This is a genomic window from Streptomyces sp. NBC_01294, from assembly GCF_035917235.1.
GTDB classification, from domain to species: Bacteria; Actinomycetota; Actinomycetes; order Streptomycetales; family Streptomycetaceae; genus Streptomyces; species Streptomyces caledonius.
On record NZ_CP108423.1, the window covers coordinates 2,996,596 to 3,022,634 of the forward strand.

At 70.6% G+C, this 26,039-nt stretch carries 26 protein-coding genes; 8 read left to right on the forward strand and 18 right to left on the reverse strand.

Translation table 11 applies throughout. The features are described 5' to 3' along the window. Window positions 1-519: 519 nt before the first annotated feature. Genes OG534_RS13260 through OG534_RS13270 form a run of 3 tightly spaced genes read right to left on the reverse strand, consistent with a single transcriptional unit; the run spans window position 520 to window position 4,541 of the window. Window positions 520-1,218, reverse strand: coding sequence for a hypothetical protein (locus OG534_RS13260; RefSeq protein WP_326588290.1), 699 nt, complete (start codon window positions 1,216-1,218; stop codon window positions 520-522). A 45-nt stretch (window positions 1,219-1,263) separates the two neighbouring features. After that, window positions 1,264-2,751, reverse strand: coding sequence for an ISL3 family transposase (locus OG534_RS13265; protein WP_326588291.1), 1,488 nt, complete (start codon window positions 2,749-2,751; stop codon window positions 1,264-1,266). Then, window positions 2,673-4,541 (reverse strand): ABC transporter ATP-binding protein, encoded by a 1,869-nt coding sequence (locus OG534_RS13270; protein ID WP_326588292.1) that lies wholly within the window; start codon window positions 4,539-4,541, stop codon window positions 2,673-2,675. Before OG534_RS13270 ends, OG534_RS13265 begins: the two co-directional genes overlap by 79 nt. A 412-nt stretch (window positions 4,542-4,953) precedes the next feature. Here OG534_RS13270 and OG534_RS13275 point away from each other — a divergent pair, with 412 nt between their 5' ends. The 3 genes from OG534_RS13275 (at window position 4,954) to OG534_RS13285 (ending at window position 7,150) form a co-directional block, all read left to right on the forward strand. Further along, the gene (locus OG534_RS13275) at window positions 4,954-5,616 is read left to right on the forward strand and encodes a GOLPH3/VPS74 family protein (RefSeq protein ID WP_326588293.1); all 663 of its coding nucleotides are present in this window, start codon (window positions 4,954-4,956) and stop codon (window positions 5,614-5,616) included. A gap of 95 nt (window positions 5,617-5,711) precedes the next feature. Further along, on the forward strand, window positions 5,712-6,125 hold the full coding sequence (locus OG534_RS13280) for a hypothetical protein (protein ID WP_326588294.1): 414 nt from the start codon (window positions 5,712-5,714) through the stop codon (window positions 6,123-6,125). Window positions 6,126-6,208: 83 nt separating this feature from the next. Then, window positions 6,209-7,150, forward strand: a complete 942-nt coding sequence (locus tag OG534_RS13285; protein WP_326588295.1) for a helix-turn-helix domain-containing protein — start codon at window positions 6,209-6,211, stop codon at window positions 7,148-7,150. 21 nt (window positions 7,151-7,171) lie between these two features. Here OG534_RS13285 and OG534_RS13290 read toward each other — a convergent pair whose 3' ends face one another. From OG534_RS13290 to OG534_RS13350, 13 genes are all read right to left on the reverse strand, one after another. Continuing rightward, window positions 7,172-7,813 carry an OmpA family protein gene (locus OG534_RS13290; protein ID WP_326588296.1) on the reverse strand — a complete coding sequence of 214 codons (642 nt, stop codon included), beginning with the start codon at window positions 7,811-7,813 and terminating at the stop codon, window positions 7,172-7,174. Window positions 7,814-7,817: 4 nt separating this feature from the next. Then, on the reverse strand, window positions 7,818-8,408 hold the full coding sequence (locus OG534_RS13295; RefSeq protein ID WP_326588297.1) for a hypothetical protein: 591 nt from the start codon (window positions 8,406-8,408) through the stop codon (window positions 7,818-7,820). A 31-nt stretch (window positions 8,409-8,439) separates the two neighbouring features. Continuing rightward, window positions 8,440-9,066 carry a pilus assembly protein TadG-related protein gene (locus tag OG534_RS13300; RefSeq protein ID WP_326588298.1) on the reverse strand — a complete coding sequence of 209 codons (627 nt, stop codon included), beginning with the start codon at window positions 9,064-9,066 and terminating at the stop codon, window positions 8,440-8,442. A gap of 14 nt (window positions 9,067-9,080) precedes the next feature. Continuing rightward, a complete protein-coding gene (locus tag OG534_RS13305) occupies window positions 9,081-9,326 on the reverse strand; it encodes a hypothetical protein (RefSeq protein ID WP_326588299.1) in 246 nt (81 codons plus the stop codon). Between the two features lie 110 nt (window positions 9,327-9,436). Continuing rightward, a complete protein-coding gene (locus tag OG534_RS13310; protein ID WP_326588300.1) occupies window positions 9,437-10,123 on the reverse strand; it encodes a response regulator transcription factor in 687 nt (228 codons plus the stop codon). A 3-nt stretch (window positions 10,124-10,126) separates the two neighbouring features. After that, window positions 10,127-11,029 (reverse strand): DUF5936 domain-containing protein, encoded by a 903-nt coding sequence (locus OG534_RS13315; protein WP_326588301.1) that lies wholly within the window; start codon window positions 11,027-11,029, stop codon window positions 10,127-10,129. Between the two features lie 16 nt (window positions 11,030-11,045). Further along, window positions 11,046-11,984, reverse strand: coding sequence for a type II secretion system F family protein (locus OG534_RS13320; RefSeq protein ID WP_326588302.1), 939 nt, complete (start codon window positions 11,982-11,984; stop codon window positions 11,046-11,048). Continuing rightward, window positions 11,981-13,330: a CpaF family protein gene (locus tag OG534_RS13325; RefSeq protein ID WP_326588303.1), complete on the reverse strand. Its 1,350-nt coding sequence runs from the start codon at window positions 13,328-13,330 to the stop codon at window positions 11,981-11,983. Before OG534_RS13325 ends, OG534_RS13320 begins: the two co-directional genes overlap by 4 nt. Beyond that, window positions 13,327-13,710, reverse strand: a complete 384-nt coding sequence (locus OG534_RS13330; RefSeq protein ID WP_326588304.1) for a TadE/TadG family type IV pilus assembly protein — start codon at window positions 13,708-13,710, stop codon at window positions 13,327-13,329. Before OG534_RS13330 ends, OG534_RS13325 begins: the two co-directional genes overlap by 4 nt. A 1-nt stretch (window position 13,711) precedes the next feature. Beyond that, window positions 13,712-14,041 (reverse strand): TadE/TadG family type IV pilus assembly protein, encoded by a 330-nt coding sequence (locus OG534_RS13335; RefSeq protein ID WP_326588305.1) that lies wholly within the window; start codon window positions 14,039-14,041, stop codon window positions 13,712-13,714. Between the two features lie 42 nt (window positions 14,042-14,083). Further along, window positions 14,084-15,352 (reverse strand): AAA family ATPase, encoded by a 1,269-nt coding sequence (locus tag OG534_RS13340; RefSeq protein WP_326588306.1) that lies wholly within the window; start codon window positions 15,350-15,352, stop codon window positions 14,084-14,086. Between the two features lie 7 nt (window positions 15,353-15,359). Then, window positions 15,360-16,061: a Flp pilus assembly protein CpaB gene (gene cpaB / locus OG534_RS13345; protein ID WP_326588307.1), complete on the reverse strand. Its 702-nt coding sequence runs from the start codon at window positions 16,059-16,061 to the stop codon at window positions 15,360-15,362. 48 nt (window positions 16,062-16,109) lie between these two features. Further along, window positions 16,110-17,063, reverse strand: a complete 954-nt coding sequence (locus OG534_RS13350; RefSeq protein WP_442807081.1) for a hypothetical protein — start codon at window positions 17,061-17,063, stop codon at window positions 16,110-16,112. Between the two features lie 347 nt (window positions 17,064-17,410). Here OG534_RS13350 and OG534_RS13355 point away from each other — a divergent pair, with 347 nt between their 5' ends. Both OG534_RS13355 and OG534_RS13360 read left to right on the forward strand, forming a co-directional pair. After that, on the forward strand, window positions 17,411-19,105 hold the full coding sequence (locus OG534_RS13355) for a chitinase (RefSeq protein WP_326588309.1): 1,695 nt from the start codon (window positions 17,411-17,413) through the stop codon (window positions 19,103-19,105). Between the two features lie 126 nt (window positions 19,106-19,231). Continuing rightward, entirely contained in the window at window positions 19,232-20,563 is a 1,332-nt protein-coding gene (locus OG534_RS13360; RefSeq protein ID WP_326588310.1) for a M14 family metallopeptidase, read from the forward strand. A gap of 140 nt (window positions 20,564-20,703) precedes the next feature. Here the strand turns inward: OG534_RS13360 and OG534_RS13365 are convergent, their stop codons facing one another. Beyond that, window positions 20,704-21,123, reverse strand: a complete 420-nt coding sequence (locus OG534_RS13365; RefSeq protein WP_326588311.1) for a RidA family protein — start codon at window positions 21,121-21,123, stop codon at window positions 20,704-20,706. Continuing rightward, the gene (locus OG534_RS13370) at window positions 21,120-21,872 is read right to left on the reverse strand and encodes an IclR family transcriptional regulator (RefSeq protein ID WP_326588312.1); all 753 of its coding nucleotides are present in this window, start codon (window positions 21,870-21,872) and stop codon (window positions 21,120-21,122) included. The genes OG534_RS13365 and OG534_RS13370 overlap by 4 nt, the downstream gene beginning before the upstream one ends. 203 nt (window positions 21,873-22,075) lie before the next feature. Between OG534_RS13370 and OG534_RS13375 the strand changes: the two genes are divergently transcribed. Genes OG534_RS13375 through OG534_RS13385 form a run of 3 tightly spaced genes read left to right on the forward strand, consistent with a single transcriptional unit; the run spans window position 22,076 to window position 25,987 of the window. Beyond that, complete coding sequence (locus tag OG534_RS13375) at window positions 22,076-23,356, forward strand: alanine racemase (RefSeq protein WP_326588313.1); 1,281 nt, start codon at window positions 22,076-22,078, stop codon at window positions 23,354-23,356. 10 nt (window positions 23,357-23,366) lie between these two features. Next, window positions 23,367-24,947, forward strand: coding sequence for an N-acyl-D-amino-acid deacylase family protein (locus OG534_RS13380; protein WP_326588314.1), 1,581 nt, complete (start codon window positions 23,367-23,369; stop codon window positions 24,945-24,947). A gap of 23 nt (window positions 24,948-24,970) precedes the next feature. Continuing rightward, window positions 24,971-25,987, forward strand: coding sequence for a YdcF family protein (locus OG534_RS13385; RefSeq protein ID WP_326588315.1), 1,017 nt, complete (start codon window positions 24,971-24,973; stop codon window positions 25,985-25,987). Window positions 25,988-26,039: the final 52 nt, after the last annotated feature.

Below are 26,039 nucleotides of genomic sequence, written 5' to 3' on the forward strand. Positions count from 1 at the left end.
GCAGCTTCAACTCATGCCGCGCCTCCGGGCTCAGCTGCTCGTCGGCGTCCGCCGGCTCCTCCTCGTTGGCGGCGTCGGCCGTCTGCGACGAAGCGGCGGGAGAGAGTAGAGAAGGGGTCTGACAATGCGGCCGGGCCGTCGGGTATTACGCCCGCAGCCGGAACACGGCGCTCTCCTTGCACCTGCCTCGCCGTCTCCGATCGGTCGGCGTTCACGGCGAGGGCGTCTGCTGCACACGCGGGCTGAGGTCTGGACGGGGCGGAGACAGGGGAGGCCATGGCAGTGCTCCTCGTACAGAGATCTCCTTATTGCATCACGTGTTCGATTTCCTGGCCTCGTCGACGTTCCCGGGTCCACCCCGCCTGTTGTGACTGAGCGTCGTAGTTGGTTCTGACCGCTCTTCCGTGATGACTACGCCTGGAGCAACATCGACCGAGCCCGCTGATCCCTCAGTCGCGCACCAGCAGTAGGTGCTGGGACGTGTCTGAAGTTTCCCGCGAGCGAATCCCCGGCCCGTTGTCAGGGGCCCTTTGCACTCTTGCGGGGGTCGGTGGCTGTGATCTGCTCGACGAAGCGCCGCACTTGGTCCTCGACGGGTTCCTGCGCGGATACCGGCATTTTGTGCCAGCGGAACGCCGTGCCGCCGCCAGACCGGTTAGTTACGAAGGGCATGAACACTTCCGCAGACGGATCCCGCTGTTGAACAGAGATGCCGTTCGGGAACGGCTGGCAGTCCCACCGCTCGTACCAGTCGGAGTCGGCGATCCGGTGGGCCAGCAGGCGGGCGGCGGTGTCCACGGGCTCCTCCCAACTGTGGTCCGCCACGAGCCGGGCCAGTTCGGCGTCGTACTGCGCAGTGTCGAAGTGGATCTCGGGTGGGACCGGGACCCGGTTGTCGTTGGTGTTCTCCCAGTTCGTCCACTCGACAAGGCCACCGCGGCGTTGGATGGTGACGAATACTCCTCCGCAGCAACCGGTGTCGCAGCCGTTGTTCGACAGCTCGACCCGGCGAGGCTCGTCGGCGGCCCGCAGCGGCCACGTTGCTGGTGCACCGAACCACTTCTCCTGGTAGCAGCTCGAATCGCCGTCCGGGTGGATCTCCTCCAGCACGTCACGGCCGTCGATGAACGGGCGTATGCCCGCGCCCTTCCTGATCGCCTTCGGATGCGGAAGGGCAGGACGAAGGGCGAGGATGCTCACCGGTGAAAACTGTTCCATAGCCCCCATGATCGAGGATCGGGGGCGACCGCCCCTCCGCAGCGATTACGACTGCGGCTGGAGGAGGATGCGGGCCCTGAGCAGAGCGAATGAGGCTCTGCCGTACATCTGTCGCTTGATCGTTTTGATTCTGTTGACGTGGCCCTCGACGATGCCGGAGCTGTAGGGCAGGGAGAGGCCCGCGGTGACGGCGTGGAGGTCCTGGCGGATGGAGTCGGCGAAGATCCCGACGGCATCCGGGCCGCCCAGCTCGGCCTTCTGAATCCAGTCCCGCAGCAGGTGGCCGCGACGATGGCGAAGCATGTCGGTGAATTCCCGCGCGAGGTCGCAGGCCTGGGCGATCTCCGGGCAGGCACTCCGCACAGCGTCTAGCTGGGCAATGTCGGACGTGTTGAGTGACTCCTGGGGGCGCATGATCCATGAGGTGATGTCGCGAGGGCTGGGAGTGGCCGAGGGGGCAGGGATCGCGATGCCTTTCCGGATGGTCACCACGTAGCGGTGCACAACGTGGTATCCGCCGGTGTAGCCGAGGGCGAGTAACTCGCGGTAGAGCTGCATGGAGCTGGTGCAGCCCGCATGGAACCGGTGCTGCACGTGCTCCATGAATGGGTCGAGGACACCATGTCCTCGATCCTGCGCCGAGGCGAGAAGCCCTGCCAGGTCCTTGTTCCAATAGCGCCGGACCGTCTTGCGGTCCAACTGCAGACGACGGCCGATGGCGTTCAGCGACAGACCGGTGGCGGCGAGCTCGTTGACCTCTGCGTGGCGTTGTCGGATCCGGGCCAGGAGCGGAGTCTCCGGTGTGGCCAGTGGGCTTGCCTCTGGCCCGGCTGGCCGCCGGAGGCAGTCACGGTGCCGGCGACAGGTCTTCTCGACGGCCGTCGAGAGGTTCTGGAGGAGGTGCCAGCGATCTGCCACCTCCAGCGCCTCCGGGGCGGCCTGCCTGATGGCCTTGGTAAATGCCATCAAGCGGTCTCGGCAGATGATCTCGGCACCGGGGTGCTCATGGAGCCAGGTGGCGACCGTTCTGGTCTCTCGATCCGGCAGCACATCCACCGGCCGGGAGTGCTCGACGTCAACGAGGACGGTGCCGTAGGTCCGGCCCTTGCGGAACGCGAACTCGTCGATCCCGAGGATCCGAGGGGCCCGGGTCGGCACGGGCCGAGCCGTCAACTGTCCCAGGAGGGCCGTCCGCCGACCATGGATCCGCAGCTTCGTGCACAGGCGCTGGCCTGGGCGGCCGCCGAGCTCCGCCGCGACTGCTCTCATCGCCGACCGGGCAGGCGTCGAAGTACGCAGTCTCGGCTCGGTCAGGCCGGCCACCTGCTCCACGTATGTCCGGCGCCGGCACTTACTCTGATCACAGAAGAACCGGCGTACAACGGCGCCGCCATCCCGACCGCGAACCCCGCCGACATCCTCACCATCGCCAACGACCTCGCCGTGATCGCCGCCTACCTCCAGGAATCCCCCTGCCGCGGTGAGGGGGGTGCGGGGCTCTCGTCGAGGAATCCGCCCGACTGGTGCTGCCACAGCTTCGCGTACGTGCCCTCGCAGGCCAGCAGCTCGTGGTGCGTGCCCTGTTCGACGATGCGGCCGCGGTCGAGGACGACGAGCCGGTCCATGTGGGCCACCGTGCTCAGCCGGTGCGCGACCACGAGGGCGGTCCGCCCCTCCATGAGACGCCACAGCGCCTCCTGTACGAGGATCTCGCTCTCGGAGTCCAGGGCGCTGGTCGCCTCGTCCAACAGCAGGATCGGCGCGTCGCGCAGGATCGCCCGGGCCAGCGCGACCCGCTGGCGCTGCCCGCCCGACAGCTTGACCCCGCGCTCGCCGACCATCGTGTCGAGGCCGTCGGGCAGCGCGTCGGCGAACTCCGTGACGTGCGCCGCCTCGGCCGCGCGCCGGATCTCGGCCTCGGTGGCGCCGGGCCGGGCGAACGCGATGTTCTCCCGCAGGGTGCGGTGGAACATCGCCGGGTCCTGCGGGACGTACGCCATCAGGTCGCGCAGATCGCGCTGGCGTAGCCTGCTGATGTCCCGGCCCCCGATCAGGATCCGGCCCGCGTCGACGTCCGTCATCCGCAGCAGCAGCCGGGTGAGCGTGGTCTTGCCGCCACCGGAGCGGCCCACCAGCCCGATCTTCGCCCCGCTGGGCACGTCCAGGTCGAGCCCCTCGAACAGCGGCTCCGCGCCCGCGTGGGCGAAGCCCACCTTCTCGAAGCGCACCTCTCCGGCCCGGTCCGGCTCCGGCACCGGCTCGGGGGAGTGCGGGTCGAGTACGGTCGCCGGCGTCAGCAGCAGCTGCGTGAACTGCGCGGCCTCCGTCATCGAGCTCTCCAGGCGGCGGTAGATCTGGTTGAACTCGAACATGATCCGGGTGGCGTTGGAGAAGTACGTGAACGCGACCACGACCGCCTCCACCCCGTGCCCGCTTCCGCCCACGCCCCCACCCCCGCCGCCGCTCCCGGCGATCGTGACGGCGATCAGCAGGCCCAGCGCGTTGGTCACGACGGACATCGGTGCGACCAGAGTGTCGATGCGCAGGTTGCCGTAGTCCCACGACCGCAGCGTGAGCGCGCGCGACTGCGCGACCCGGGACCGGTGCTCGGCCGCCTCGCGCTCCTCCGCGGCGAACGCGCGGACCGTGTCCATGTTCATCAGACTGTCGGAGACGTGCCCCGACACCCGGGCGATCGCCTCCTCGCGCCGGGCGACGAGCGCCTGGCGGCGCCGGATGAGGGGCAGTACGCACACCCCCGTCACCGTGATCATCGCCAGGAGCGCCACGACGAGCAGCGGTTCGTAGCGCCAGAGCACCACCGACCCGAACAGCAGCGGTACGAACCGGCCCACGACCGAGAAGGTCAGCGCGTCGACGAACTCCTCGAAGCGGGAGGCGAAGCTCAGCACCCGCTTGGTCAGCGACCCGGCGAAGTTGTCGTGGAAGAACGCGGCGTCCTTCGCGAACAGCTCGTCCATGCCGACGATGTACAGCCGCTCGATGCCGAGGGCGTCGAGCCGGTTCAGGCAGTGCAGGCCGAGGCGCCACGCCGCTTCCGAGAGCAGCAGGACACCGGCGAAGCCCAGGACGTACGGGAGGCAGGCGCCGAGGCCGAGCCCGGCGCCGCCCGCGATGCGCCCGACCAGCTTCGCGACGATCAGCGGGGCGATGTAGTTGATGCCGATGTTGCCGATGGCGGGCATCAGCATGGCGGGCGCGGTCAGCCACCGCAGCCGCGCCAACTCCCGCCCGTAGTAGCGGAGTGCGAGGACCACCGGCCCTCTGCCTGGCGGACCCCCTCGTGATGGAGACGCTTTCATGGCCACCCTACGTAGTCGTTTGCTTACGGAGGTCGCAGTCTCCCGCGATGCCGTCCGCGCCGTCCAAGCGTTTTCCGTGTGGGTGACAACCGCCCCGTATCCGGCCGGCGGCCGGCCCGCTATCCGCCCGGGGTGAACGTCACACCAGCAGGGTCAGCCGGCCGCGCAGGCCGCCGGGCGCCAGGGGATCCTCGCCGGGGGCACCGCGAGGGCGAGGAGCACGGCGCCCCTGCTCGGGCGAGCAGGACTAGGGCGCTCCCTTCGGAGCAAGCCAGTCGGTAGGTCGGCAGACCGGCAGGCAGGCCGGGGGAAGGCAGCGGGAGCGCGCAAGGGAACTGCTTCTGGGAGCCGGGCGTCTGATGAGTGGGGAAGCGATCAAAAGTGATCGCTGCGGGTTTCGGGGGTAGCGAGTATGGCCGTCACGCTGGCCGAGGAGATCATGCTGCTCTCCCTGGACGACGAGTCCGGATCGGCGAAGCAGCGGCAGGCCGCCGGGTGGGCGGTGGCCGGTGGGATCCTGCTCGACCTGGTGCTCGCCGGGAGGGTTTCCGTCACGGGCAAGCGCCTCGAGCTGGTGGACACGGCTCCGACCGGAGACGCGCTGCTCGACGGTCGGATCGCGCTGATCGAGAGCTGGATGGCGGGTCGCGCCAAGCGCCCGGTGACGGCGTGGCTGACGAAGGACCAGTCCAAGGCCGTCGCCGCGGTTCTGGAGAGCCTGTGCCGGCGCGGGGTGGTCATGGAGGAGCAGCACAAGGCACTCGGGCTGTTCCCGATACGCCGCTACCCCGAGGCCGACGGCGCGGTGGAACGGGAACTGCGGGAGCGGCTCCGTGCCGTGGTGCTGGACGGCGTCGAGCCGGACACCCGGACGTCGGGCCTCATCGCGCTGATCCACTCGGCCAAGCTGCACCGGCTGGCCTTCCCCGACGGCGACCGCAAGCAGGTCGCCTCGCGGATGAAGGAGATCGCCGCAGGTCAGTGGGCCGCCGAGAGCGTCCGCGCCGCCCTCCGCGACATGCAGGCGGCCATGGTCGCAGCGACGGTGATCACACTCGCCGCGGCCGGCAGCTAGGCGATTCGTTTCGACAGCCGCGCGGCCCGGTTGGCGGCGCGCATCGCGGTGGCCCGGACGGTTTCCGTCGCCACGGGCATGAGAGCCTCAGGCCCGTGGCTACGGAAAGCGAGGTGGGAGAGCTGCTGCACCAGCGCGGCTGGCGGACGGCATTCACGCTCGATGAGCAGGTGAACGCGTGGGCCGCCCTCATCCGCGCCATCGAGCGCGGCTACAGCGACCACATCTACGTGTACTCCAACGACCTCTACTGCCGGAACTGGCTGCACGAGGCGTGGCTCCTGCTGGACGAACACGTCGTCCAGCTCTGGACCCCGCGGATCAAAGCCCTGGACGACCAGTACAAGGCCGCGACCATCGACGACGACGGCCAAGCGCTCGATCAGTTCCACCGGCTGCCCGGCCCCGACCTGTGGTGGTGGCGGCGACACCCCCGCATCCTCACCGGAGACCTCGGGCGTTCGCTCCTCTCGGCCGGTGCCATCGGCGACGACGTGGACACGGCATGACCCTCCATGACCCTCCATGACCCTCCGCCTCGTGGGATGACCGCCTTGAGTCTCCAGTGACTGGAGACAGCAGAGTGGGGACCATGGACGTGACGACCACCCTCTACTCGATCGGGGAGCTTTCCCGGCGGACGGGCTTGCCCGTGAGAACCATCCGGTTCTACTCCGATTCGGGGGTCGTGGCGCCGACCACCCGAAGTCCCGCCGGCTATCGGCTCTACGACCTCGACGCACTGCTCCGTCTGGAACTCCTCCGCACACTGCGCGAGCTGGGCATCGACCTGGCCACGATCCGGCGGGTGCTGGACCGCGAGCTCTCGGTGCCGGAGGTCGCCGCGGCGCACGCCGATGCCCTGGACGTCCAGATCCGGGCGCTGCAACTGCGTCGGAGCGTTCTGCGAGCCGTGGCCGGAAGCGGGTCCAGTACCGAGGAGACCAAGCTCATGCACAGGCTCACGCAGTTGTCCGGCGAGGAACGCCGGCGGTTGATCGACGATTTCGTGGAGGGCACCTTCGGCACCGTGGATGCCGACCCGGCCGCGGTGGCCATGGTGCGCGCTGCCGCTCCCGACCTCCCCGACGATCCGTCCAGCGAGCAGGTCGCCGCGTGGGTGGAACTCGCCGAGCTGGTCGGCGACGAGGACTTCCGGGCCCGGATGCGGCGGGCGGCCCCGCGCCAGGCCGCCGGGCGCGCGCTCGACATCGAGAGCGAGGTGGGCGAGGAACTGATGGAGTTCACCCGCCAGAAGGTCGCCGAGGCCATGGAGTCGGGCATCGACCCGCTCGGCGATGGGGGCGCACCCGTCATCGACGACCTCGTGCGGCGCTTCGCCGAGGTGTTCGGGCGCACCCCTGACGCGGAGTTCCGGGACTGGATGGCCGAACGGTTCGAAGAGGCGCACGATCCGCGGGTGGACCGGTACTGGCGGCTGGTGTGGATCGTCAACGGCTGGCAGGTGGTGCCGGGTCTCGTCCCGGTGTACGCCTGGCTCATCCGGGCGCTGCGGAGTGGTCGTGCCGGGTAGTCACCGCGGTGGGCGCCGCCCCTAGCCTCCGGCTGCGGTGCGGGGGAAGGTGATCTCGACGCGGCGGTTCTTCTTGCGGCCTTCCTCGGTGCTGTTGTCGGCGATCGGGTAGTCCTCGCTGTACCCGCGGACGTCGAAGACGACGCTGGGGTTGGTGACGGTCTTGGCCAGCTCGGCCTGCACGGCGTCGGCGCGCTGCTTGGACAGTTCCTTGCCGTGTTCGTAGCTGCCCTGGTCGTCGGTGAAGCCGAAGACCCGGATGCGGGTCGCCTTCTGCGTGTTGATCTCGTTGGCGATGGCCTGGATGCGGGCGGCGGCCTGCGCGTTGAAGACTGCGCTGTTCTCGGGGAACAGCACCTCCGACTGCAGGGCCATCATGACGGTCTGGTTCGTCTCCTGCCGCCGCTGCTCCCCGCCGAGGTCTTCGACGACCTCGGCGATGTCGAGCACCTTGACGGGCGCGAGCGTTCCACCCTGCGGGATCTTCAGGCCGGGCGAGTTGGAGTCGATGGTCACGGGGGCGGAGGCGGAGGGCTCGGTGCCGGGGGGTACGGACGGTTTGACGTCGTCGGCGTACGCGGTGCTGGCCCCGATGAAGTGTCCTCCAGCAATGACAAGTCCGACGACGGTCGAAGCGGCGACGGTGCGGTGGCGTTTTGTCATGGGGTCACCCAGTGATCTTGACGGCGGCCGAAGCGAAGGTTGGGAGGCTGAACTCCACCTCTGTGGTGCTCGTCGGCGGCGCGGGGAACTGAGCGAAGAAGGGCACGGTCGCACCCGCGTCAATTGCCGCCACGCCTGTGGTGCAGAGGCACCGGCCGTCGGTGTCCCGCAGCACGTAGTACCGCTTCTTGCCGGCCTTGTCGACAAGAGTGGCGCCCGCCACCGACTCACCACTGCCACTGAGGTCCCGCTCGTTCCCTCGCCAGGCTGAGGTCTTCACGAACTGCTGAGTGGAGGTGTTCTTGATCTGGCCATTGATCGTCACGAATCCCCCTGCCTCACGGGTCACCGAGTTGATCGTCAGGACCACCCCGCTCTCACCGTTGACCGTGGCGAGAACCTGGGGCGGGGCGGCACTCTGGGTGCCTGCCGCTACCGAAGGCGAAGAGCCGCTCGGAGGCTGAGACGCGGAGGAGTCGGGCGATTCCTTCGGCTTCTCGTTGCCACCACCACAGCCGGCCAACGCGAGCGCCAACACCACCGCAACTGCTGCGGCCGCTCCCCCGCGGACCCTCACCGTGTGCCGAATGCTCATGTACGCCGTTTCCTTGTCTCTCAATTCGCTGTCAGTCGACCAACCGCACGCTGAACAAGCTTCTGGCCAGCGCGCGCAGGGATCCAGGTTTCAGAGGGTCCAGCTGGACGGGGTCTCCCCCCTTGCACTGGAAATTGATCTGGTCAGGCGTTGGCTCGCCACCGCTGCCGGGTGGGGACGTCTCACTGGGCATCGGCCGGGGCCCTGTCCCCAAGGTGCAGCGCGGTGCGATCAGAGCCGTGGCGCTGGCTGTGCCCTTCATGCTCTCGGTGCCTGGGACTACAGAGCTCCCCACCGTCCGGTTCGTCGTCACCCACACGGTGAAGCGAGGAGGTGCCGGCTCGCATTCGGACACCGCGTTGTTCATGGCCGCGAAGCTCGTGGCCGCAGCGCAGGCCCCTTTGCCACTGAGGAGGTCCCCCCTCAAGAGCTTCTCCCAGTCACCGGGTTTCAAGGCGACAAGATCGAGGTCGACCAAAGCTGCGTCTCTGGCCTCTCGGGCGGCCGCCAATGCAGCCGCATCAGCCGCACCTTGTGCATCGCTGCGCGTGACGGCGGCTTGCCCAACGACGAAGAACGCGAAAGCTGCGAAGAGCACGCCCACTACGAGCACGACATAGATGGGAAAGGCCTGCCCACGGTCGTTGGACCCGTTCACGCCCAGTGCCCCGGTCAGCCGGCCTTGATCAGCCCAACCTGCGCCTTGATCTTGTCGACGATCAATGTTCCGATGCCGGTACCGATCATCGCGCCGATGATCACGATGACCACCAAAATGATGCCCAGGTATTCGAACGCGGTCTGGCCGCGGTCGTTTCCTGCGTGGCGCCTGCGGAGCCTTGTCGTGGCCGTGTCCGCCCAGCCGTTCACCCTGATGCGCGCCTCCACGGCGGCCTTCAGCAGCGTGTTCTGTGACATGGGGGTTCCCTCCCGGGCCGGTACCGGTGTCGATCTGCGGACGGTACGGCGAGTCACCAGTCGTGACCAAGGGTCCCGGGACCCAATTACGGACCCACTGCGCACTCTGTCTACCCATGACCGGTCACTCCTGGACGGGCGGTTCCCAGCCAGCGGGCTATCGCCTCGCTGCGCGTCGCGCTCTGGAGCTTCGCGAAGATGCGGTTGATGTGGTTCTTGACCGTCTTCTCGCTGATGAAGCAGGCGGCGGCGATCTGCTGGTTGCTCATCCCGGACGCGATCAGATCCATGATCTCCACCTCCCGGGAACTCAGCCCGAAGACAACAGAGTTGTGCATCCGCTCTGAAGACTGTGCCACAGCTCGTTGCGGATGCGAAGAGGACCTGAGCTCCGCGAGGAGGGCGCTCGCCGCCGTCGGCGTGAAGTGGGGGCGGCCCAGCGGGGCGTCGCGGACCGCTCGGAGCAGGTCGTCCGTCGTGAACTCGCCGTGCACGAGGTAGCCCCCCGCACCCAACAGCAGCGCCTCGCGGATGATTTCGGCTTCCCTGCTGTACGTCAGCATCAGTACGGGAGCCAGCTGCACCAGGTGCGGCAGCGCCGAGATCCCGTCCACCCCCGGCATCCGGACGTCCAGCAGGATCACGTCCGGGGCGTGCCGGCGCGTCAGGCTCAGGGCCTCGCGCCCGTCCTGCGCCTGCGCTGTGACGTCGACGTCCCCGGCCGTGCCCAGGATGGCCGCCAGGCCCGCTCTGATGACCGGGTTCCCGTCGGCGATGAGCACGCTCAGCCGGGCCACGGCTCAGCCACCCCCGAACAGCGCGCCGAAGTCGACGTTCGCGCCGTAGACGAAGCCGCAGACGAGGAGGATCAGCGTGCCCGGGAGCATGAACATGGTCACCGCGAACGTCGCCTTCGGGACGGCCCGGGCCGCACGGCGGCGGGCGTTCTGGGCGTCCGTACGGCGCATGTCCTCGGCGATCGCGATCAGCGTGTCCACGATCGGGGAGCCGAGCTCCTCGCCCTGCTGGAGAGCCGTCACGAACTGCGCGACCTGCTCGCTGTCGTTGCGGCGGCGCAGCTCGTCGAAGGCCTGTCGGCGGCTGACGCCCATGTCCATCTGCTGGAGCGTGATGCGGATCTCGTCCGCCCACGGGCCCTCGTACTTGTCCGCCACCCGGTCCAGCGCCTGCCGGAAGCCGAGCCCCGCGCTCACCACCACGGCGAGGACGTCCAGGAAGTCGGGCAGGGTCCGCTCGATGTGGTCGCGGCGGATCCGGATGGCCGACCACAGGCCGACCTCGATCCAGAACAGGCCGAAGGCCACCATGAGCAGGGCCGCGACCAGCTGGCCGTTGATCAGCATGGAGAAAGCGCCGGCAGCGCCCAGGGCCCCGTACACCGCCCGCCGGGCCGCGTACCGGTCGATCGTCAGGCCGGCAGGGTTGCCCGCCATGTCGATCTGGCGGCGCTTGCGGGCGACCCGGGTGGGGCCCATCGCGCTCAGGACCAGCGGCGCCCACCGGATGCCCATGCGGTCGACGAGGGAGCCGACCGCCGTCGTGCGGGTGGCGCCGACCTCCAGGGCCAGCGCGAGGTCCGTGGGCAGTTTCACGTCCGCGCGGTAGAGGCGGATGCCGTGGAACGCGCCGAGGACCGAAAGGGCCACGGCGAGTGCGAGAAGAAGTCCGGTCAGTCCGGTCATCGTCCGTCGTCTCCCCTCAGACGTCGATCTTCGACAGGCGGCGGATGAGGAGGAAGCCCAGGGCGAAGAGGCCGAGCGCGATGAGGACGGCCGTCTGGCCGAGGAACGCGCCCGTCATCCGGTCCAGGGCGCCGGGCATCATCATGTCGACCAGCAGCAGCGAGCCGAGCCCGATGGACGGCACCAGGTACGCCGTCACCGTCACCTGGGACAGCTGCGTGCGGATCTCGCGACGGGTCTCCTTGCGCTGCTCCAGCGTCACCGTGAGGTTGCGCAGGCTGTCCACGATCGCGCCGCCCGCGCGGGCGGACAGGACGAGGGTGGAGACGAGGACGACCAGCTCCCGGGAGGGGAGGCGTTCGGTGAGCTCCCCCAGGGACTCCTCGATGGAGTGGCCCACGGCGAGGCGGTCGGCGACGCGCGAGAGCTCCTCGCCCGCCGGGGCCTCCAGTTCCTCCGCCGCGATGCCGATGGCCGTACGCAGGGCCAGCCCGGCCTGGGTGGCGTTGGCGAGGATGCGGGCCAGGTCGGGGAGCTGGTTGATGAACCGTTCCGTACGGCGCGCCCGCTGCCAGTTGAGGAAGGCGTTCGCCGCCCAGACGCCGATGGCGCCCGCCACCGGCCCGAAGAACGGGGCGAGGAGGGACGACGCGATCAGCCACACGCCCGCGATCGACCCCAGCATGTAGACGAAGAACTCGCCCGGTGTGAGGTCCAGGCCGGTGGTCGCCAGCTTCAGCTCGATGCGGCGGCCGAGCCTCGTCCGGCGCAGCCGCCGGTCGACCCCCCGGAAGCGGCGCCGCCGGCCCTGGGGCTCGGGCAGACCGCTCGCCGAGAGGCGCGCGATCAGGGCGGCCCTCTGGGCGCGCCCGGCCACGTACGACTGGAGTCCGGCGACGACGAGCACGCAGGCCAGCAGCGTGGCGCCGAGGGTGAGGAGGATCAGTGGGTTCACAGGGCGGTCCGGGTGATGTGCGGCGTGGTGAGGGGGTCGTCGGGCAGCGCGACCCCGAAGGCCTGCGGGATGGGCTGGTTGTTCATGTAGAGGCGCTCGGCGATCCGGCGCGGCAGCGGGTAGTACTCGAAGTAGCCGTGCACGCGCCCGTCCGCCCCTATCGGCTGGGCGGCGAAGCGGCAGACCGTCGTGATCCGGAAGGGTTCGCGGCCGTGCGATTCCAGGATGGAGATCTCCGTGATGCGGCGTGATCCGTCACCGAAGCGGGTCAGCTGGACGATGACGTTCACCGCGCTGTTGATCTGGTCCTGGAGGGCTTCGAAGGGGATCTCGACCTCCGACATGGAGGCGAGGGTCTGCAGGCGCATGAGCGCGTCGGCGGAGCTGTTGGCGTGGACGGTGGCCAGGGAGCCGTCGTGACCGGTGGACATCGCCTGGAGCATGTCGAGGGTCTCGCCGCCGCGGACCTCGCCGACGATGATGCGGTCGGGGCGCATGCGCAGTGAGTTGCGTACGAGGTCGCGGATGGTGATCTGGCCCTTGCCCTCGACGTTCGCCGGGCGTGATTCGAGGCGGATCACGTGCGCCTGCTGGAGCTGGAGTTCGGCGGAGTCCTCGATGGTGATGATGCGCTCGCCCTCCGGGATCAGGCCGGAGAGCGCGTTGAGGAGCGTCGTCTTGCCGGTGCCGGTGGCGCCCGAGACGATCACGTTCATCTTCGACGCGACGAGACCGGAGAGCAGGAGCAGCATCTGCTCGTCGAGCGAGCCGAGGGCGATCATCTCGTGCAGGGTGAAGGCGCGCGGGAAGCGGCGGATCGTGAGCGTCGCGCCGGTCAGGGAGAGCGGCGGGATGATGACGTTGACGCGCTCGCCGCTGGGAAGGCGGGCGTCGACCATCGGATTCGCCTCGTCCACGCGACGGTTGACCGTGGAGACGATGCGCTCGATGGTCTGCATCAGCTGCTCGTGCGAGGCGAAGCGGATGGGCAGCTGCTCGACGCGGCCGGCGCGCTCGACGAAGATCTGGTCGGGGCCGTTGACCATGATCTCGGAGATCGAGGCGTCTTCGAGAAGCGGTTCGAGCACGCCGAGCCCGAGGGCCTCGTCGACGACCCGGCGGATCAGCTGCGCGCGCTCGACCGTGGAGAGGACGGGCCCTTCACGGCTGATGATGTGGCCGAGTACGCGTTCCAGCCGCGCCCGGCGCTCGGCGGGCGCGAGCGCGGACATCTCGGCGAGGTCGATCTCCTCCAGCAGCTTGGCGCGGTACGAGGAGACCAGGCGGCCGTCCTCGCGGGGGCTGTGCCGGTCGTCTGGGGTATTGACCCGGGAACGCAGGCTCATGGTCCGGTCTCCTCTGGGTCGTCCGGATCGTCATTGGGCATGACTGCCGTGGCCGACGCCTTGTGCGCGTCGAGTCCGGGCACGATGGAGTTGGCGGTGAGCGTGACGGTGACGCTGACCGCATCGGCGGATTTGGCCCAGTCGAACTCGGCACTGGCTCCCAGCCCGCTGCTGATCGCGGCCCGCCCTGCCGCCTCCCCGCCCTTCCCGTTACGGGCTTCCACGCGCGCGGCGGTACGAGCCGCCGTATCGGCCTGCTCCTCGGCGTACGCGACCCAGCCCAGCTGGATCCCGCACAGTGCGACGAACAGCAGGATCGGCACGAAGCCGATGTACTCCAGGGCCACTTGGCCCCGGTCGGAGCGGATGCGTCGCCTCATGTCACTCCGCCTCCTTCTCCATCGCCGCGCCGGCCGTGCCGGTGATCCCTCCGAAGTTGAGCCCGGGGTAGAGGACGGGGATCTTGAGCCTCACGGTCGCCTTGTAGATGTCGCCGGCACGACCGCAGTCCGCCTTCATGTCCCACGCCTCCCCGACGTGTTCCCCCGCCGCCGCCTCGCACTCGGCACCGCCGTGCACCGCCCCCGCCCGCGCCGCCTCGTCCGCCGCGTTCCCCGCCAGGGAGAACGCGTAGCCGATCAGGACGCACTGCCACACCGCCGCCACCAGGAGCAGGATCAGCGGGACCATGCCCACGAACTCGATCGCCACCTGCCCCCGGTCCCCGCGGCGGGGTCTCCGCGACGGCACGCGTCAGCCCTCCCGGCCGCGGCGCAGGCGGGAGACCGGGCCCGCGGCGCGGACCGCCACGGCCGCGCCCGGGGTGCGGCCGGAGGGGGCGGCGTCCGGGGCCGACAGCAGGCCCAGCTCGCCCGCCAGGGTCCACAGCGCCTGCTTCACCGTCGAGCGGTTGTCCAGGTCCTGGACCCGGCCCGCGTCCACCACCGCCTGGAGTTCCTTGAAGGCTGCGGGGACCGGGGTGCGGGTGGCCCGGGTCTTGGTGATCTTCTCGATCAGGGCGGGCTGGATCTCCGTGTGCTTGCTCCAGCGGTTGACGACCACGGTCGTGTCCTCCGCCTTGCGCACCTGCAGGCGTTCCCACATCCGGACCATCCGCTTCGCCGCCCGCACCGCGACCACGTCCGGGGTGACGACCAGCACCGCCACGTCCGCCATCTCCACCGCCGCCGCGTTCGCGCCGGTCACCTGGGTGCCGCAGTCGATGACGACGAGCTCGTAGCGGCTGCGCAGGGCTCCGACGATGTGCCGGGCGGCCCGGTCGTCGACCTCCTCGCCCCGTTCGCCGTCGGCCGGGGCGAGCAGCAGGGCCAACCCCGTGCGGTCGTCGTAGACGGCGTCCTGGAGGACCCGCGGGGAAATGTCCTGGATCCCGGCGAGGTCGGCGATGGAGCGCCGGAACTGCACGTCGAGGTACGAGCCCACGTCGCCCGCCTGGAGGTCCATGTCGACCAGTGCGGTGCGCCGTCCCGAGGCGGCCGCGGCCAGCGCGAACTGCACGGCGGTGAAGGTGGTGCCCACCCCGCCCTTGGCTCCGGTGACCGTGACCACCCGGCCGCCCGGGCCGGTGAAGACGTCGGCGACGCCCTGCCCCAGGTGGCGGCGTACGCCCACCGACCACTGGGCGGCGGCCTGGACGCGGGCGGCGAGTTCCTCGTAGGAGAGCGGGAGGCCGATCAGGCCGCGCGCGCCCGAGTCCATCGCGGCGGAGAACAGTGCCGGGCCGACGTCCGAGGAGACCAGGACGACGCCCACCGCCGGGAAGCGCAGGGCGACCTCCCGGATGAGCTCCAGTGCGGGCACCGGGCCGATCCGCTCGTGGACGAGGACGACCTCGGGGAGTTCGTCGATGGAGTCGCCGGCGAGGCGGGCCAGGGTGTCGAGCAGGGTCGTGGAGTCGGGGACGGGGGCGGCCGGCTCCGCCGACGGGAGCTGGCTGAGGAGGGTGGAGAGGGCCCGCGCGGCGTCGGGGTCGCCGGCCGCGGGGAGGATTCGGGTGGTCATGCGCGCCTCACCTGTCCCCGTCGAGGGTGTACGTACGGTCGCTCGGGCTGGGCGCCGAGTCGGTTCCGGGGGCGACCAGGGCCAGGCGTACGTGCTCCGCGAAGGACTCGGCGTAGGCGACGCGCTGGGTGTCCTTGGTGTTCAGGGCGAAGGTGATCGGGACGGCCTCGGCGGGACCCTTGCGGTCGCTGTCCTTGTCGAGGGCGGTGAGCTTGCCGACGCCCAGGACCCGGGCGTTGGCGACGATGATCACCGACCGCGACGGGTCGGTGTCCTTGGCGCCCTTGAAGGTGGCGAGGATGTTGACCTTGGCGCCGGAGGTGATCTTGCCGGCCACGCCCGTCGCCGCGTCGATCATGATGGCGATCTCCTGTTCACCGGGCTGGAGCTGCGGCCGGTCGACGAACATGTCCGCCTGGAGCAGCGAGCCCTTCTTCAGGGTGGTGAGCGCGATCTTGTCCTTGAGGGCGCCGAGGTCGGTGACGGCGGTGTCGGACAGCCACCGCTTGGGGATCCTGACCTCCTCGAACTGCCCGGCGGCCAGCGGGCTGTACGGCGCGATGTCGCCCTTGGCGCGGTACGCGACGACCTCGGCCCCGACCTTGGAATTGACGTCGCCGATCACCACGAGGACTCCGGCGAAGGCCCCCAGGGCGCACAGGACCGACAGGAGCAGCAGAATGACGCCGCGGCGCTGGCGTGAGTTCATGGGCCTTACAACCTCGCCGTTCTTCGTTCGTTGGTGCCTTCGGGATGGTCAGGGTCTCGAGCGGGCCGTGCTCGCGGGCGGCGGTGCGGCGGGCGGTGCGGTCAGCGGCGCGGCGCAGAAGCCGCAGCGGTCGCCGATGAGTTCGAGGCCGCACCAGCGGCATTCCTCGCGGCGGACCGAGGCGACCAGCTGGTAGAGCACGGACAGGTCGGGGATGCCGGCGGCGAACTCGACGAGCTTCTGGGTGCCCCACCAGCCGGGCGAGCCGGCGGGCAGCGGGTTCTCCATGACGCCCTGCACCTGCCAGGCGGGGGCCAGTTCGGCCGCGACCCAGTCGGAGGCGAGCTGGCCGCGGGCGAAGGTGAGGTGCGTGGCGAAGCCGGGGCCGGGGGGTATGACCGCCGGCCCGCCGTGCGGCCCGCCCTGCGGCTTGCCGTGCGACCCGCCGCGCGACTTGCCCGGGGACCCGCCGGAGGAACCGCCCGAGGAGCCGAGCTTGGCCAGGTGCGGCGTCGGGTGGGCGAGTACGGCGAACTGCGCGCTCGGCGACCAGGACCGGGCGTGCGCCCCCAGTCCGACCGGGACCCGGACCCGGTCGAGCTTGGCGACCGAGCCCAGCAGGGCGCCCGCGTAGATGTAGTGGGACAGCAGCCGGGCCGCGGAGGCGATGATTCCGGGGCTGAAGTCGCAGACGCTCAGCTGGCGCAGCTGACGGGCCAGCAGGGCCGTGCCCAGCGGCGGCAGGTCGATGCCGAGGAGCGCGATCCGGTCGGTTTCCAGGATGGCCCGTACGGTGTGCAGCCGCTGGACGGTGGAGCGCGGAAGCCAGGGCGGTACGAGCGCCACGAGGTGGCCGTGCCGCTCCAGCAGGGCGCCGGTCTCGGTGAGCGCGCCCTCCAGATCGAGCTGCTCGGGCGGATGCAGCACGGCGGCCCCGGGCGTGTGCCGGTCAGGGGCCGGAAGTACCAGATCGGTGCTGGTGACAGCGATGGCGGTCGGCACGCGAATTCCCCCGTTCCCCCACATTCACCCCGTGCGCCCCAGTGGTTCGCGTGCTCGGCGCACGCCTTTCAGGTACGCGCACACGCTGCGCGACCGCAAACGATCGACGCCTTCCCCCTTGCCCCAGCACCATATCCGCGTCATCGCCGACCGGGCAGGTGCTTGGAAATTCCCGTGCCGTGAGCACCTGTCACAGCTGACCGGAAACCCGGACAACAGGGATCACGCGGTCGCCCCATTCAAGCCACATCGCAAAGACCCTTGACACAAGGATTGGTCTGGACCAACTTGGCTCCGGGGTACCCCACTTGCCCCCGCCTTCACCTTCCTCCCCCCACGGAGCCCACGTGAACCGCATACGTTCCCTCGCCCTTCTGGGCGCCACCACCCTCACCGCAGGCGCCCTGACCGCCCTCGCCGCCGGTACCGCACAGGCGGTGGACGTCAACGTCGCCCGCAACGGCGGCTTCGAGTCGGGTCTCGCCAACTGGTCCTGTACCGGCGGAAGCGGCGCCTCCGTCTCCTCCCCGGTCCACTCCGGCGCCGGCGCCCTCAAGGGCACTCCCGCGGGTCAGGACAACGCCCGCTGCAGCCAGACCGTCACGGTCAAGCCGAACTCGACGTACACGCTGAGCACGCAGGTCCAGGGCAGCTACGTGTACCTCGGCGCGACGGGGACCGGCACCCAGGACGTGTCCACCTGGACGCCCGGTTCGGGCGCCGGCTGGCAGAAGCTGTCCACCACCTTCTCCACCGGCCCGAGCACCACCCAGGTCACCGTCTACACGCACGGCTGGTACGGACAGCCGGCCTACGTCGTCGACGAGTTCAGCGTCTTCGGCCCGGACGGCGGAGGCGGCACCGACCCCGGCCCGTCGATCCCCGGCGCGCCGGGCGGGACCGCCGTTTCCGGCCAGAGCGCGAACGGCCTCACCCTTTCGTGGAACGCGGTCAGCGGAGCCACCGGCTATTACGTGTATCAGGACGGCGCCCGGGTCCAGACCGCGTCCGGGGCCTCCGCGCAGATCACCGGACTCGCCGCCGCCACCTCGTACTCCTTCCAGGTGAGCGCGTACAACGCGGCGGGCGAAGGCCCCCGCTCGGCGGCGGTCACGGGCACGACCACCGGCGGCGGCAACCCGAATCCCGACCCGGCCGTCCCCAAGCACGCCCTGACCGGCTACTGGCAGAACTTCAACAACGGCGCGACCGTCCAGAAGATCTCCGACGTCTCCGCGCAGTACGACATCATCGCCGTCTCCTTCGCCGACGCCACCACCACGCCCGGCGCCATCACCTTCAACCTCGACTCGGCCGGCCTGGGCGGTTACACCGTCGCCCAGTTCAAGGCCGACATCGCGGCGAAGAAGGCGGCCGGCAAGTCGGTCATCCTCTCCGTCGGCGGCGAGAAGGGGACCATCACGGTCAACGACTCCGCCTCCGCGAACAACCTCGCGAACTCGGCGTACGCCCTGATGCAGGAGTACGGCTTCACCGGCATCGACATCGACCTGGAGAACGGCCTCAACCCCACCTACATGACCCAGGCGCTGCGCTCGCTGTCCGCGAAGGCGGGCCCGTCGCTGGTCATCACCATGGCCCCGCAGACGATCGACATGCAGTCCACGCAGGGCGGCTACTTCAAGACGGCGCTCAACATCAAGGACATCCTCACCGTCGTCAACATGCAGTACTACAACAGCGGCTCGATGAACGGCTGCGACGGCAAGGTCTACTCCCAGGGCTCGGTGGACTTCCTCACCGCACTCGCCTGCATCCAGCTGGAGGGCGGCCTCGACGCCTCCCAGGTGGGCATCGGCGTCCCGGCCTCCCCGAGCGGCGCGGGCAGCGGCTACGTCTCGCCGGCCATCGTGAACAACGCCCTGGACTGCCTGGCCAGGGGCACGAACTGCGGATCCTTCAAGCCGTCGAAGACCTACCCGGGGCTACGCGGCGCGATGACCTGGTCCACCAACTGGGACGCCAAGGCGGGTAGTACTTGGTCGAACTCGGTGGGTCCCAAGGTCCACGGACTCCCGTAAGCGGTACGTGTGGGGGTGGCCGGATCGGTTCGGCCCGACACCTCAGGTTCTTGACCGGGACATGCCACCAGAGGACGCTGAGCGCGTCCGCACGGCTACCCCCACACTCCCCACCCAGGAGAACGCATGCGGCTCCATACCCGCCGAAGGGTCACCCTCACGGCGGCCCTGCTGGCGCTCGCGCTGGGCGCACCCGCCTACGGCATGAGCGCCACGGCGTCACCACCGCCCACGCCGTCCACCGCCACCCAGGACGAGGCCATCGTCCAGTACCGGATCCACGGTCCCTCCACCGCCGCGGACCGCACCGCCCTGCTCCGCACGGGCGTCTCGATCGACGAGGTGGACGACCACACGGTCGTGGTCAGCGCCGACACCCTGCAGGCCAGGCAGCTGAAGGCGCTCGGCTACAAGCTGACCGCCCTGCCCGGGCCCCCAGACCGCTCGCTGCCCGGCATGGCGGCGAGCCCGATGGACTTCCCCTCGGCGGACTCGAAGTACCACAACTACGCCGAGGCGACCGCGGAGATCAACCAGCTCGTCGCCCAGTACCCCTCGATCGCGAGCAAGCGGGTGATCGGAAAGTCCTACGAGGGCCGGGACCTCTTCGCCATCAAGATCAGCGACAACGTCGCGACGGACGAGGCCGAGCCCGAGGTGCTCTTCACCGCCCACCAGCACGCGCGCGAGCACCTGACCGTCGAGATGGCCCTGTACCTGCTCAAGGAGTTCACCTCCAAGCACGGCACCGACGCCCGGGTCACCAACGCGGTCAACGGCCGCGAGATCTGGATCGTCCCGGACCTCAACCCGGACGGCGGCGAGTACGACATCGCCACCGGCCGCTACCGCTCCTGGCGCAAGAACCGCCAGCCGAACGCCGGATCCTCCTACGTCGGTACGGACGAGAACCGGAACTGGGGCTACAAGTGGGGCTGCTGCGGCGGCTCCAGCAGCAGCAAGAGCTCCGAGACCTACCGCGGCCCGGCCGCCGAGTCCTCGCCCGAGGTGAAGGCCGTCTCGGACTTCGTCCGCAGCCGGGTGGTCGGCGGCAAGCAGCAGATCAAGGCCGCCATCGACTTCCACACGTACAGCGAGCTCGTGCTGTGGCCCTTCGGCTACACCTACAACGACACCGCCCCGGGCCTGACCGCCGACGACCTCGCCGCGTACAAGAAGATCGGCACCAACATGGCGTCGAGCAACGGCTACACGCCGGAGCAGTCGAGCGACCTGTACATCACCGACGGAACGATCGACGACTGGCTGTGGGGCAACCAGAAGATCTTCGCCTACACCTTCGAGATGTACCCGGAGAGCGGCGGGGGCGGCTTCTACCCGCCGGACGAGGTGATCGACCGCGAGACCGCGCGCAACAAGGACGCGGTGCTCCAGCTGCTGGAGAACGCGGACTGCATGTACCGCTCGATCGGCAAGGAAGCCCAGTACTGCTCGTAGCGCACGTGTGAAGGGGGCGCCCCGCCGCCAGGGGGGCGCCCCGCCCGCATGCCCGGCGGGGCGCCGCGGGCCCTGCAGGCCCGGCGGGCCCGGCGGGCCCGGCAGGCCCGGCAGGCGGGGCAGGCGGCGCTCCCGTCGGCTCAGCCCAGGACGGCGAGGGCGTCGATCTCGATCAGCAGCCCGGCCGGCAGCCCGACGTACACGGTCGTGCGGGCGGCGGGAGCCTCCTTCAGGCCCTGCTCCTCGAAGTAGGTGTTGTAGATGCCGTTCATCTCGGCGAAGTGCGCGGTGTCCGTGAGGTAGACGCGGATCATCATCACGTCGTCCCAGCCCGCGCCCCCGGCCTCCAGGACGGACCGGACGTTCTCCAGCGTCTGCAGGGTCTGCTCGCGCAGCGTCGGCCCGGCGGGGGTGGGCGGCTGCCCCTCCACGTGCGGGAGGAAGCCGACCTGGCCGGCGACCTGGAGGATGTTCCCCTTGCGCACGCCGTGCGAGAAGCGCGCGGGCGGGGTGGTGTGGGTGTCGGGGGTGACGGCGGTCTTCCCGGTGCTTGCGGTCACGTTCTGTCCTGGCTTCCTGAATAGTCCCGGCTGATGGCGTCGGCGGTACGGAGGACCTGCGGCAGCAGTGCGAGAAGTTTCTCGGCGGAGAGGACCACACCGGGCGCGGACACGGACAGCGCGGCGACGACCCGCCCGTCCGGCCCGTGCACGGGCGCGCCGAGGCAGTTGATCGACTCCTCGTGCCCGCCGAGGTCGGTGGCCCAGCCCTGCTCCCGTACGAGGTCCAGTTCGCGCAGGAAGGCCGCGGCGTCCGGGGTGGAGCGGGCGGTGTAGCGGGGGTACTCGATCCGGTCGGCGAGGGCCCGGCGCTCTGCCTCGGGGAGGTCGGCGAGGAGCAGCTTGGCGACGGCGGCGACGGTGAGGGGCACGGGCCTGCCGATGCGGGAGTACATGCGGACCGGGTAGCGGCTGTCGACCTTGTCGACGTACACGACCTCGTCGTCCTGGTGCAGGGCGAGGTGCACGGTGTGACCGGTGGCCGCGTTCAGCTCGGCGAGGTGGGGGTGCGCGACCTCCCGGACGTCCAGGTTCTCGATGGCCTCGGCGGCGAGGGCGAAGAGCTGGGCACCGAGGCGGTAGCGGCCGTCGGACTGGCGGTAGACGAAGCCGTGCGCGTCCAGTGTGCGGAGCAGGCGCAGGGCGGTGCTCTTGTGGACGCCGAGCTCGTCCGCGACCGCGCCGAGGCCGGCGGCGCCCTTCGCGAGCAGCGGCAGCACCGCGAGCGCCCGCTCCACGGACTGGCTCATCCCGTGCCCCCCTCGTCGTCCCCGGTGCCGCGCCGCTGCCGGGGCTCCGCCCCAGACCCCGCGCCTCAAACGCCGGCGGGGCTGGATCTTCCGGCGTTTGAGGCGGGGCCGCGGCGTTGACCCCCCGTCACCCGGGATGTTAGACAGCACGCAGCGGCATACGCAATGACCGTTGCACACCACGCAACCCCGGAGGCACCCGCATGGCCAGCGACCCCGTCAAGGACCTCGCCGACGAGCCGGTCGACCACCGGTTCAAGGGACTGCCCCCGGACGCCCAGACCCGCGGCCTCACCGTCGGGCAGCTCGCCGCCGAGCGGCGGGACCTGTACGGCGGCGGGTTCACCACCCCCGTCCTGACCCTCGACGCGGACGCGCTGGAGCACAACCTCGCCGCCCTCGGCACCTACGCCGCCCGCCACGACCTCGCCTTCGCCCCGCACGGCAAGACCTGCATGTCCCCGCAGCTCTTCCGCCGCCAGCTGGACCACGGCGCGTGGGGCATCACCGCCGCCGTCCCCCACCAGGCCCGCGTCTACCGCGCCTTCGGGATCCAGCGGATCTTCCTCGCCAACGAGCTCGTCGATCCCGCCGCCCTGCGCTGGGTCGCCGACGAGCTCGCCGCCGACCCCGGCTTCCGCTTCGTCTGCTACGTCGACTCCGTGCGCGGAGTTCAGCTCATGGACCGGGCCCTGCAGGGCCGGCCTGTGCGCATCGACGTCGTCGTCGAGCTCGGCGCCGGCGAGGGAGCCCGTACCGGGGCCCGCAGCGACGACGACTGCCGCGCCGTCGCCGACGCGGTCGCCGCCACCGCGACCCTGCGCCTCGTCGGCATGGGCGGCTACGAGGCCGAGGTCCCGGACGCCGACCCGGCCCGCGTCCACGCGTACCTGCGCCGGCTCACCGCCCTCGCCGTCGAGTTCGACAAGGCGGGCCGGTTCGCCGCGGACCTGGAGGAGATCGTCGTCAGCGCGGGCGGCTCGGCCTGGTTCGACGCCGTCGCCGACGTCTTCGCCGAGCTGCCGGAGCTCTCCCGCCCCACCCTCAAGCTGCTGCGCTCGGGCGCGTACGTCTCCCACGACCACGGCTGGTATACCCGCCTCACCCCCTTCAACCGCCACCCCGAAGAGGGCGTCCTGCGCCCCGCGTTCCGCCTGTGGACGCAGGTCGTCTCGCGCCCCTCCCCCACCCAGGCCTTCGTCAACGCCGGCAAGCGCGACATCGCCTACGACCTGGGCCTGCCCGAGGCCGAACTGGTCCGCGACGCGCTCACCGGCGACGAGCGCCCCGCCACCGGCGTCCGCGTGGTCAGGCTGTCCGACCAGCACGCCTGGCTGGAGACCGACTCGGCCGACGACGTCCAGGTCGGCGACTGGGTGGCCCTCGGCATGTCCCACCCCTGCACGATCTTCGAGAAGTGGCCGCTGATCCCGGTCGTGGAGGCCGACGGCACCGTCACCGACTACGTCCGCACCTTCTTCTGAGAGCGGACCGGTGGACCTGGTCATCCGGGGGGCCCGCGTCGTCGACGGGACGGGCGGGCCCTCGTACACCGCCGACGTCGGCGTCCACGAGGGACGGATCGCCGAGATCGGCTCGCTCCCGGGCGGCCGCCGCACCCTCGACGCGCACGGCCTCGCCCTGGCCCCCGGCTTCGTCGACATGCACGCCCACAGCGACCTCGCCCTGCTCCGCGACCCGGACCACAGTGCGAAGGCCGCCCAGGGCGTGACCCTCGAAGTCCTCGGCCAGGACGGCCTGTCGTACGCGCCGGCCGACGACCGGACCCTCGCCGGGGTGCGGGCCGCGATCGCCGGCTGGAACGGCCCGGGCGACGACGTCGACTTCGACTGGCGCACGGTCAGCGAGTACCTCGACCGGCTGGACGGCGCCCACGGCGGTCAGGGCTGCGCCGTCAACGCCGCCTACCTCGTCCCCCAGGGCACGGTCCGCGCCCTCGCCCTCGGCTGGGACGACCGCCCGGCGACCGCGGCCGAGCTGGCCCGGATGCGGCAGCTCGTCGCCGACGGCCTGGCCCAGGGCGCCGTCGGGATGTCCTCCGGGCTCACGTACACCCCCGGCATGTACGCCTCCGGCGCCGAACTGACCGAGCTCTGCCGGGTGGTGGCGGAGTACGGCGGCTACTACTGCCCGCACCACCGCTCGTACGGCCACGGCGCGCTCGCCGCCTACGCCGAGATGGTCGCGCTGACCCGGGAGGCCGGCTGCGCCCTGCACCTCGCGCACGCCACCATGAACTTCGGCGAGAACGAGGGCCGGGCCCCCGAGTTGCTCGCCCTCCTCGACGCGGCCCTGGCGGAGGGCGCCGACATCACCCTCGACAGCTACCCGTACACCCCCGGCTGCACCACCCTCGTCGCACTGCTGCCCAGCTGGGCGAACGAGGGCGGCCCGGAGGCGGTCCTGGCCCGGCTGCGCGACGACGCCCAGGCCGGGCGGATCCGCCATGCGCTGGAGGTCGAGGGCGCCGACGGCTGCCACGGGGTCCCGGTCGACTGGTCGACGGTCGAGATCTCGGGCGTCGCCGATCCCGCCCTCGGCGCGTACGTCGGCACGCGCCTGGACGGCTGGGAGACCGCCCGGCGGCTCCTGCTGGACGACCGCCTCGCACCGACCGTCCTCCAGCACGTCGGCCACGAGGAGAACGTCCGGGCGATCATGCGCCACCCCGTCCACACCGGCGGCTCCGACGGCATCCTCCAGGGCGCCAAGCCGCACCCGCGCGCCTACGGCACCTTCCCGCACTACCTCGGCCACTACGTCCGCGAACTCGGCCTGCTCTCCCTGGAGGAGTGCGTGGCGCACCTGGCCGGCCGGCCCGCGGCGCGGCTGCGCCTGCCCGACCGGGGCCTGGTCCGCGTGGGCCACCGCGCCGACCTCGTCCTCTTCGACCCCGGCACGGTCGCGGCCGGGTCCACGTACGAGCAGCCGCGCACGCTGCCGACCGGCATCCCGCACGTCCTGATCGACGGGCGCTTCGTCATGCGCGACGGGCGCCGCACGGACGTGCTGGCCGGGCGCTCGGTGCGCCGAACCGGCCACGATCACCGGTAGGTCCGGCACCTACGATGGGCGGCATGGTCGCCTTCGCCCTCGCCGCCCTGCTGTTCCTCGCGTTCTGCATAAGCGTCAGACAGGACCGGCGCCGCTTCAGCAACGCCGTGCTCCTGGGGCTGACCTTCCTCAGCGCGTTCTCCGCCCTGTTCCTCCAAGTGGGCAAGCTGCCCACCTGGGCGGCCGTCACGGTCGTCGTCCTCGCCTTCGCCTCACCCGCGTTCGGCATCCTGGCACTGGGCGTCTTCCTCGTCCGCAACGGCGTGACCATGGTCCGCAAGGAGGGGCTGCGGCCGGCCAACCTGCTGTCGATGCTCGCGGGCCTCGCGATCTTCGCGCTGATCGCGCTGCTGATCCTCGTCGGCGTGGTCGGCTCCCCCGTACTGGGCGGCATCGCCGGAACCCTCACCGTGGTCGCCGGCTACGTCTCCTTCGTCTTCTTCTGCTTCCTCGGCTACGCCTTCCTCTACGGGCGGATCAAGGTGCGCGGCGACGTCGACCACGTGGTCATGCTGGGCTCGGGCCTGAGCGGCGGGGACCGCGTGCCGCCGCTGCTGGCCTCGCGCCTGCGCAAGGGGCAGCAGATCTACGAGGGCCAGCTGGCCCGGGGCGGCCGGCCGCCGCTGCTGCTGGTGTCGGGCGGCAAGGGTTCGGACGAGAAGGTCGCGGAGGCCCGGGCGATGGCGGACTGGCTGATCGCGGAGGGCGTGCCGGTGGAGCACATCGTGCTGGAGGACCGCTCCACGACGACCGAGGAGAACATGCGCTTCAGCCGGGAGATCATGGAGGCGCACGATCCGGCCTACCGGTGCGTGGTGGTCACCAACAACTTCCACGCCTTCCGGGCCGCGATGCTGGCACGCAAGACCGGCGTCAACGGGCAGGTGCTGGGCTCTCCCACGGCGAAGTACTACTGGCCGAGCGCCACCATCCGGGAGTTCGTCGCGGTCTTCTGGGAACACCGGACGGTGAACTTCGCGATCTGCGGCCTGCTGACCGTCTTCGGCGCGCTCGGCACGCTGGCCGCGGTCCTCGTCTGACCGGTGATCCGCGAGCCGTGACCCGTGACCCGTGACCCGTGATCCGCGCGCA